Origin of the sequence: Frondihabitans sp. Leaf304 (genome assembly GCF_001423105.1) — a bacterium.
In the GTDB taxonomy this organism is placed as follows: Bacteria; Actinomycetota; Actinomycetes; order Actinomycetales; family Microbacteriaceae; genus Frondihabitans.
Genome location: NZ_LMNV01000002.1, coordinates 564,031 through 572,302 on the forward strand (window position 1 = coordinate 564,031; position 8,272 = coordinate 572,302).

Genomic DNA, 8,272 nt, shown 5'->3' on the forward strand with positions numbered 1-8,272 from the left:
CATGCCCCTAGCGATCGAAGACTATGCACTGATCGGCGACTGTCACACTGCCGCCCTGGTCGGCCGAAACGGCAGCATCGACTGGCTGTGCCTCCCCCGGTTCGATTCGGGGTCGATGTTCGCCGCGCTTCTCGGCGACGACGACAACGGTCGCTGGCTGGTCGCGCCGAGCGATGAGGCCGCCACAGCCACCCGCTCGTACGTCGACAGCACGTTCGTGTTGACCACGCGCTGGGTCACCACGACCGGCGAGGTCGAGGTGATCGACCTGATGCCCTACGGCGACAGGCGCGCCGATGTCGTCCGACGAATCCGCGGCATCCGCGGCACGGTGACGATGCACGAAGACCTGCGCATCCGTTTCGCCTACACGACCGCTATTCCCTGGATCCGGCAGATCCCCGACTCCGCCGACATCGCCGCCGGCCGGGGCGAGCCCGGTACGACCGCACTGATCGCGATCGCCGGGCCCGACGCCGTCGTCGTCCGCGGCCCCAAGCTCACCGCCTCCGACCACACCCACGAGGCCACCTTCGACGTCTCCGAGGGCGAGACCGTTGATCTGTCGCTGACCTGGTATCCGTCGCACCGCGAGCCGCCCGCTCCGATCGACGTCGGGGCGCGGATCCTCGACACGGTCTCGTGGTGGCAGGAATGGGCTTCCCACTCCGACGCCCCCGCCGTCTACTCCTCCGAGGTGCACCGCTCGCTCCTGCTGCTCCGAGCGCTTACCCACGAAGACACGAACGGCATCGTCGCGGCCGCCACCACGAGCCTGCCCGAGCAGTTCGGCGGGCAGCGCAACTGGGATTACCGCTACGTCTGGCTTCGCGATGCATCGATGACTCTGCAGGCGCTGATCCTGCACGGCTTCGCCGACGAGGCCACCGGCTGGCGCGACTGGCTTCTGCGCGCTATCGCCGGCGACCCCGCCGACGTGCAGATCATGTACGGGCTGGCGGGCGAGCGCTATCTGGCCGAGACGACCATCGACGAGCTGCCGGGCTACCAGGGGGCTGCGCCGGTGCGCATCGGCAACGGCGCCTTCACGCAATATCAGGGCGACGTCTTCGGTGAGGTGATGGTCGCTCTTCACGACGCTCGCGAGCTCGGCGTCGAAGAGGGGGCTGATTCGTGGTCGCTGCAACGGGCCCTCATGTCGTACGTCGAAGACAACTGGTCGCGGCCCGACAACGGCATCTGGGAGATCCGCGGCGAGGCGCAGCACTTCACACACTCGCGGGTGATGATCTGGGCGGCACTCGATCGGGCGATTCGCGGCGTGCAGCAGTTCCACCTCGAGGGCCCCGTCGACCGGTGGCTCGAACTCCGCGAGAAGGTGCGCGACGAGATCGAGGAGCACGGCTACGACGCCGAGCGCAACTGCTATGTGCAGCACTACGGCTCGAAAGAGGTTGATGCGTCATTGCTGCAGCTCGCGCAGGTCGGTTATGTCGACGCCCACGACCCGCGCATGCTCGGCACGGTCAAGGCCATCGAGGAAGACCTCCTGCACGACGGCCTGCTTCTCCGATACCGCACCGAGTCGGGTGTCGATGGCCTGGCCGGCACCGAAAACCCGTTCCTCGCGTGCTCGTTCTGGCTCGCAGAGCAGTACGGTCGCAGCGGCCGCATCGACGATGCGACCCGTCTGATGGATCGCCTCGTCGGCTTCGCCAACGACGTCGGCATGCTCTCCGAAGAGATCGAGGTGGCCACGGGGCGCCACGTCGGCAACACACCGCAGGCACTGTCGCACCTGGCCCTCGTGCGCGCGGCCGACGCCATCGACGCCGCGATCGAGCACTCGCGCGGAGGCGACGCCCGACGGCTCGCGAGTCAGGCCTGACCGACCGCGTCCGCAGACGCACGCGCTTGCAAACACGAATCGGCCAAAGCGCCATGGCACGCCACGTCGCTTTGGCCGATTCGCGTCACATCAGACGCGCGAGGGTCACGCCTCTTTCGAGGTGGTCCAGCCTTCCGGCCCGGACGAACCCGCGGGGTACTTCTCGAGCGGCACGTCGTCGGCCTGCCACGCGTCGATGACCGGCTGCACGATAGCCCAGCAGCGCTCGGCCACGTCGCCGCGGATCGACAGCGTCGGGTCGTCGTGGAAGATGCCCGAGAGCACCTCGCCGTAGGGGGTCAGCTCGGGCTTGCCGAGGTCGGTCTTGAAGACCGACTTCTCGAGCGAGAACGGGTTGCCCTGGCCGTTGGTGGTGACGCCGAGCTCGAGGGTCTCGGGGCTGATCTCGATGCGCAGCGTATCGGGGCTGGAGGCGCCCTTGAGTCCTGCGGGAAGCACCGGCACGGGCTTGAACGTGATCAGCACCTCCTTGCGCACCTTGGTCATGCCCTTGCCGGAGCGCAGGATGAACGGCACGCCGGCCCAGCGACGCGTCTTGATCTCGAACTCGACCTCGGCGAGGGTCTCGGTCTGGCGCTCGTTGTCGACTCCGTCTTCGTCGGAGTAGGCGGGAACGTCTTTGCCGTCGATGGTGCCGGCGGCGTACTGGCCGCGGCGGCTGGAGGCGACGGGATCGTTGTCTTTCACCCAGGTGGCGCGGAGGACGCGGGCGATCTCGCTGCGGAGCTCGATCGAGTCGATCGACGACGGGGCGTCCATGGCGATGATCGCGAGCACCTGCAGCAGGTGGCTCTGGATCATGTCGATCAGGGCGCCGGCCTTGTCGTAGTACTGCGCGCGACCCTCGAGGCCGAGGACCTCGTCGTAGAAGATCTCGACCTTCTCGATGTTGTCGCCGTTCCAGACCGGCTCGAAGAGGCGGTTCGCGAAGCGGAGGCCGATGATGTCGAGCACCGTCGAGCGACCGAGGAAGTGGTCGGTGCGGTGGATGCGCTCTTCGGGGATGACCTTGAGGAGCTCCTCGTTCAGGTCGCGGGCGCCCTGCTCGTCGCTGCCGAAGGGCTTCTCGAGTGCCAGGCGGAGTCCGTCGGGAACATCGATCTCTTCCAGGGCCTTGATGACCTTGGTCGAGATGGCGGGCGGAAGCGCGAAGTACATGACCGGCGCGCCTTCGGAGGCCGCGAACAGCTTCTTGAGGTGCTCGGGGTCGGTCGGGTCGCCCTGGATGTACTCGCTGGAGGCGAGGGTCCGCTTGGCGAGGTCGCTGCCGGCGTCGCCGTTGAAGGCCGTCTTGACGACGTCGTCCCACTCGTCGGTCGAGCGCTCGGAGCGGCCCGTCCCGATCAGCTTGACGTCGACGCCGCGGTCGCTCTTGAGCAGGCTCGCGAGACCGGGGAGGAGGAGGCGCTCGGTGAGGTCACCGGAAGCGCCGAGGATGATGAGTGTGCTCGTCTCCGTCATCAGACGGTCTGCTCGGGGCGAGTCGCGGTGCGGGAATTCATGGACGTCCTTTCCGAAGTGAAGCCCGTAGAAACGGGCCATGTGTCTCAACGCGCTCGTCAGGCGAGAATTCCCGGCGGAGGTCGGGTGCGGTCACGGGCGCGAGAGGCCACGATGCCAGCGTCAACCGTACTGCTCCGCGCCTGATCGTGTCGGCATCGGTCAAGTGGTGCGTGTCACCCGGTCAGCTTGCCAGGGCGACGAGGATCCGCGACGCCGACAGCGCGACCGACGCTTCTTCCGCCACCCGGCGCGGCGAGGGGTTCGTGCCGGCGTCGAGAGCGGACCAGGCGTCGTCGAGGGCGGCCTCGGCCCGAGAGATCGGCCGGGCGCGATCGTCGTGGACCCGGATGGCGTCGGCGAGGGCGGCGTACAACGTGGCGAGGGGGTCGGTGACCGCGGATCCTGGGCTCTCGACCCGCCGGTCGGGATCGGCGCCGCGTCGTGCCAGCTCGCCGGTCACTTCGGCGGCGTCGCGCAGGTGGAAGGCAATCCGCTCGGCGATGCGGAGCCGGTCGCGGTCGTCGCTGAGGTCGATCCGGCGTCGGCGGCGGGGGTTCCACCGTTGCGATTCGTCGCCGTAGTCGACGGCCGCTCGCACCCGGGCGAGTGTCACGGGCAGCGATTCGATGCGGCTCTCGAACTCGTCGCCGTCGAGGGGCCAGTCGGCGCGGAACACTCCGGCGAGGTCGTCGGCCCGGTCGGCCAGCTCGGAGTGGAGGCGCTGCAGTCGATCACGGGCGTCACCCGAGTAGAGCGGGGGCACGACCGTGAAGTTGATCACCACGCCCACGACGATGCCGACGAGCATCTGCACCGCATAGCCCCACGAGTAGTCCTCGCTGTCGGAGCCACCGATGAGCAGCACGAACAGCCCGGCCATCGGCACCCAGTCGCGACCGGCCCCGAGCAGCGGCAGCCCGCCGAGCAGCACGCCGACGCCGATCACCAGGGCGACAGTCAGCACCGTCGGGTTGCCGAGGGCCACGACGACCGCCGCGAGGCCGATACCGAGCACTAGCCCGGCGAGTGTCTGGATGCCCTGCGTCAGCGATGCCTTCACCGTCGGATACATGCTCACGACGGCCCCGAGCGGCGCGTAGTAGGGGTAGTCGGCAGCAGTGCCCGGCACGTGCGGCGCGATCCACCAGGCGAGCGCCGCGGCGAGAGCCGCTTTGACGGCGAGAAGGATCCGGGGGTGCGCCAGCAGTCTCAGGGCGCGTCGATTTCCCGGTGAAGGCATCACGACAGACTGCCATACGGCGGCCTGTGAGCTCGTTGATCCGTGTCGGTCGCGTGACCTACACTGTTCGAACACACGTTCGAACGAGAGGGGTCGCATGGCATTCACGCACCTGCACGTGGCCTCCTCGTTCAGCGCTCATTTCGGCACGGCGACGCCGATGGATCTCGTCGCGCAAGCCGTAGCCAGCGGGGCCGATGCGGCGGCGATCACCGACCGCGACGGTCTCTACGGAGCGATCCGGCACGTCGGCGCCTGCCGGGCTGCGGGCATCGATCCGATCGTCGGGGTCGAGCTCGGCGTCCTGTCCGATGCCGAGGGCGGGTCGGCACGCGGCCGGTCGGCGGCCGACACCGATCGCATCGTGGTGCTCGCTCACGGCTCCCCCGCCGGTGGTGTGGCGGCGGGGGCCGGGTGGGCCTCCCTCTGCCGGCTCATCAGTGCGGCGCACGGTCGAGCCACACGCAAGACGAGCGGCACCGCGAACAGCGTTGCGACGATCGCCCGCTCACGGCTCCGAGCCTTCCTGCTGGGCGACGACGGTCCGGCCGGCACCGTGCTGCTCGGTCCCGACTCCGATGTCGGCCGGGCGGTGTCACGTGGTGATCACGCGAAGGCCATGGCACTGCTCGACGACTGGAAGACCCTTCTGCCGGGCGGTGTCGTCGTCGAGGTCGTCTGCCACCTGACCGAACCCGGCGAAAGCCGTTCTCTGCGGCACGCGGCCCGCATGCTCGAACTGGCTGACGCCGCCCGCGTTCCGGCGATCCTCAGCAACGCGGTTCGCTACCTCGAACCCGATGGCGCCGTCACCGCCGACGTGCTCGACGCCGCGGGGCATCTTGCCGCCCTCGGGTCGTTCGAACCGCAGCCCAACGCCCAGGCCTGGCTCAAAGGCCCCGGGGCGATGCGTGAGTTGGCACAGCAGATCGCGAGCGTCTCGTCACTCGATCGGCGCAGTGCCGAAGAGATGCTGGCCGCAACCGAAGAGCTCGCCGATCGCTGCCGCCTCGACCCCGACGCCGATCTCGGCTGGCGCCGCCCGAAGGTTCCCGAGCTGAGTGCGATCGGTGTCGAGGGCGACCCCGACCAGGTGCTCTGGCGTCGCTCCGAGGCGGGCATCACCGAGCGGTTCGGCGACGTGTCGATGGCGAAGCGCGAGAAGCTCGAGCGACGCATGCGCGACGAGCTGAAGACCATCACCGGGTTCGGGTTCGCGAGCTACTTCCTCACGGTGGCCGACGTCTCGCAGCTGATGCGCGATATGCGGGTGCGGAACGCCGCCCGAGGGTCGGGCGCGGGCAGCCTCGTCACCTACCTGCTGCGCATCTCCAACGTCGATCCACTCGAGCACGACCTCCTGTTCGAGCGGTTCCTCGGCAACAAGCGCGAGACGCTCCCCGACATCGACATCGACGTCGAGTCGGCCCGGCGACACGAGATCTACCGGGCCATCTTCGACCGCTACGGCAGCAACCGGGTCACCCTGATGTCGATGCAGTCGACCTACCGCGGGCGTGGGGCCGTCCGCGACGCAGGGCTCGCTCTCGGCCTCGACGACGAGCAGATCGACCTGGTGGCGAAGAACGTCTGGCGATCGAACGCCCGCGACTTCCGCACCGCCCTCGCCGAGAAGCCCGAGTTGCGCGAGATCGCCGATCTCGCTCGCGAAAACGACCAGATCGAGCTGCTCGTCGACCTGACCGAGCGACTCGACCGACTCCCCCGGCACATCTCGATGCATCCGTGCGGCGTGATCCTCGGCGACTCCGACCTGCTCAGCATGACCCCAGTGCAGCCGAGCGGCATGGGGCTTCCGATGAGCCAGTTCGACAAGCACGACATGAACGACGCGGGCCTGCTCAAACTCGACGTGCTCGGCGTGCGCATGCAGTCGTCGATGGCCTTCGCGCTCGACGAGATCGAGCGCATCAACGGCCCGCGCACGGCCCTCGCCGGTGCACTCCCCCTCGATGTGCCCTACGTCAACCGGCAGGGCCGCATCGAACTCGACGCGATCCCCCATGACGACGAGCCCACCTACGAGGCGATCCGCACCACCCACACCCTCGGCATGTTCCAGATCGAGAGTCCCGGGCAGCGCGAGCTGATCGGCAAGATGCAGCCCGACCAGTACGAAGACCTCATCGCCGACATCTCGCTGTTCCGGCCCGGCCCGATGAAGGGCAACATGGTCGCGCCCTACCTCGACACCAAGCACGGTTTTCAGCAGCCCGACTATCTGCACCCCTCGTTCGCCGAGTTCCTCCAAGACAGCTACGGGGTGGTGATCTACCACGAGCACGTGCTTCGCATTTTGAACGCCACCATGGGCATCTCGCTCGCCGAGGCCGACGAGATGCGACGCGCCATGACGAAGCGCGACGACCTCGAAGACGAGTTCCGGCAAAAGACGCGAGACAACCGCGACGCGCAGGGCCGCTCGAAGTTCACCGAGAAAGAGATCGATCGCATCTGGGGTGTGCTCAAGGGCTTCGGGTCATTCGGCTTCTGCAAGGCGCACGGCGCCGCCTTCGCCCTGCCCACTTATCAGAGCGCCTGGCTCAAGACCCACTACCCGGCCGAGTTCCTCGCCGGCATCCTCACCCACGATCCCGGCATGTACCCCAAGCGCCTGCTGCTGACCGAGGCGAAACGCATGGGCATCCCCGTCCTGCCGCTCGACGTCAATGCGTCGAGCGACGTCTTCCACGTCGAGCGGGTGAAGCCCCCGCGCACCCCTGTCGCCCGCTCGTACCCCGGCGAGCTCGGCATTCGTCTCTCTCTGGTCGACGTGCAGGGCATCACGGAGGCCGAGGTGACCCGGATCCTCGAGAACCGCCCCTTCACCTCGATCGCCGACTTCTACCAGAGGGCGACCCCGTCGAGACGGCTCTTCGAGCGGCTCGGCCAGGTGGGCGCCCTCGATTCCCTCGGCGGTGAGGGGCGCACGCGGGGTGACGTCCTGGCGAGAATTCGGCAGCTGACCGGCAGAGCCTCCCGCCCGAAGGCCACCGACGCCCTCAACCAGCTCGACTTCGACGTCGACGAATCGTCGTCGGTGCCGATCGGCACCCCCGACGTCTCTGTCCGTGAGCGGGTCAGCCGCGAGCTCGACATCCTCTCGCTCGAGGTCGGCGAGCACGTCATCGAGAGCTACCGGCCGATGCTCGACGACCTCGGAGTGATCCGAGCCGCCGACCTGCGGAACAACTGGAACGGCACGACCGTGCTCGTCGCCGGAATCCGCATCGCCACGCAGACGCCGCCGATGCGCAGCGGCAAGCGCGTCGTCTTCATCAGCCTCGACGACGGGTCGGGGTGCTCCGACTCGACCTTCTTCGAAGAGGCGCAGAATCGCGCCGGCTCCCTCCTGTTCGGCACGAAGCTGCTGCTGATCCAGGGCCGCACGAGGCGCACGGGCGAACGCGGCATCTCGCTCGAGGCCGACAACGCGTGGGATTTAAAAACGCTCTGGCGAGACTGGCAGGCAGGGCGGGTTGCGGGCGGTTCGCTCGGCGAGGGGGTCGACGCCTCGGTCAGCGACGGTCTCGACGCCGGCCTGGTCAGCCCGTGATCGCGCCCGGCCGGGTCGGCCCATGATCGCGCCCGGCCGGGTCGGCGGGTGTTTCCAGGAGTCGGCGGGTGCTGCAGCACCC

The 8,272-nt window shown here is 68.4% G+C and carries 4 protein-coding genes; 2 read left to right on the forward strand and 2 right to left on the reverse strand.

The window, feature by feature from the left end; translation table 11 throughout:
* Position 1: 1 nt before the first annotated feature.
* Positions 2 to 1,849, forward strand: a complete 1,848-nt coding sequence (locus tag ASF54_RS02495; protein WP_055958423.1) for a glycoside hydrolase family 15 protein — start codon at positions 2 to 4, stop codon at positions 1,847 to 1,849.
* Positions 1,850 to 1,954: 105 nt separating this feature from the next.
* Here the strand turns inward: ASF54_RS02495 and ASF54_RS02500 are convergent, their stop codons facing one another.
* Positions 1,955 to 3,331, reverse strand: coding sequence for a glucose-6-phosphate dehydrogenase (locus ASF54_RS02500; protein WP_055961889.1), 1,377 nt, complete (start codon positions 3,329 to 3,331; stop codon positions 1,955 to 1,957).
* A gap of 223 nt (positions 3,332 to 3,554) precedes the next feature.
* Positions 3,555 to 4,613, reverse strand: coding sequence for an FUSC family protein (locus ASF54_RS02505; RefSeq protein WP_055958426.1), 1,059 nt, complete (start codon positions 4,611 to 4,613; stop codon positions 3,555 to 3,557).
* Positions 4,614 to 4,710: 97 nt separating this feature from the next.
* On the opposite strand from ASF54_RS02505, the gene ASF54_RS02510 reads away from it, so the two are divergent.
* A complete protein-coding gene (locus ASF54_RS02510; protein WP_055958428.1) occupies positions 4,711 to 8,190 on the forward strand; it encodes a DNA polymerase III subunit alpha in 3,480 nt (1,159 codons plus the stop codon).
* Positions 8,191 to 8,272 lie beyond the last annotated feature (82 nt).

Bases quoted from the DNA above. Each gene is read 5' to 3' on its own strand.
- ASF54_RS02505 (WP_055958426.1), bottom strand. From the start codon at position 4,613: ATGCCTTCACCGGGAAATCGACGCGCCCTGAGACTGCTGGCGCACCCC.
- ASF54_RS02510 (WP_055958428.1), top strand. From the start codon at position 4,711: ATGGCATTCACGCACCTGCACGTGGCCTCCTCGTTCAGCGCTCATTTC.
- ASF54_RS02500 (WP_055961889.1), bottom strand. From the start codon at position 3,331: ATGACGGAGACGAGCACACTCATCATCCTCGGCGCTTCCGGTGACCTC.
- ASF54_RS02495 (WP_055958423.1), top strand. From the start codon at position 2: ATGCCCCTAGCGATCGAAGACTATGCACTGATCGGCGACTGTCACACT.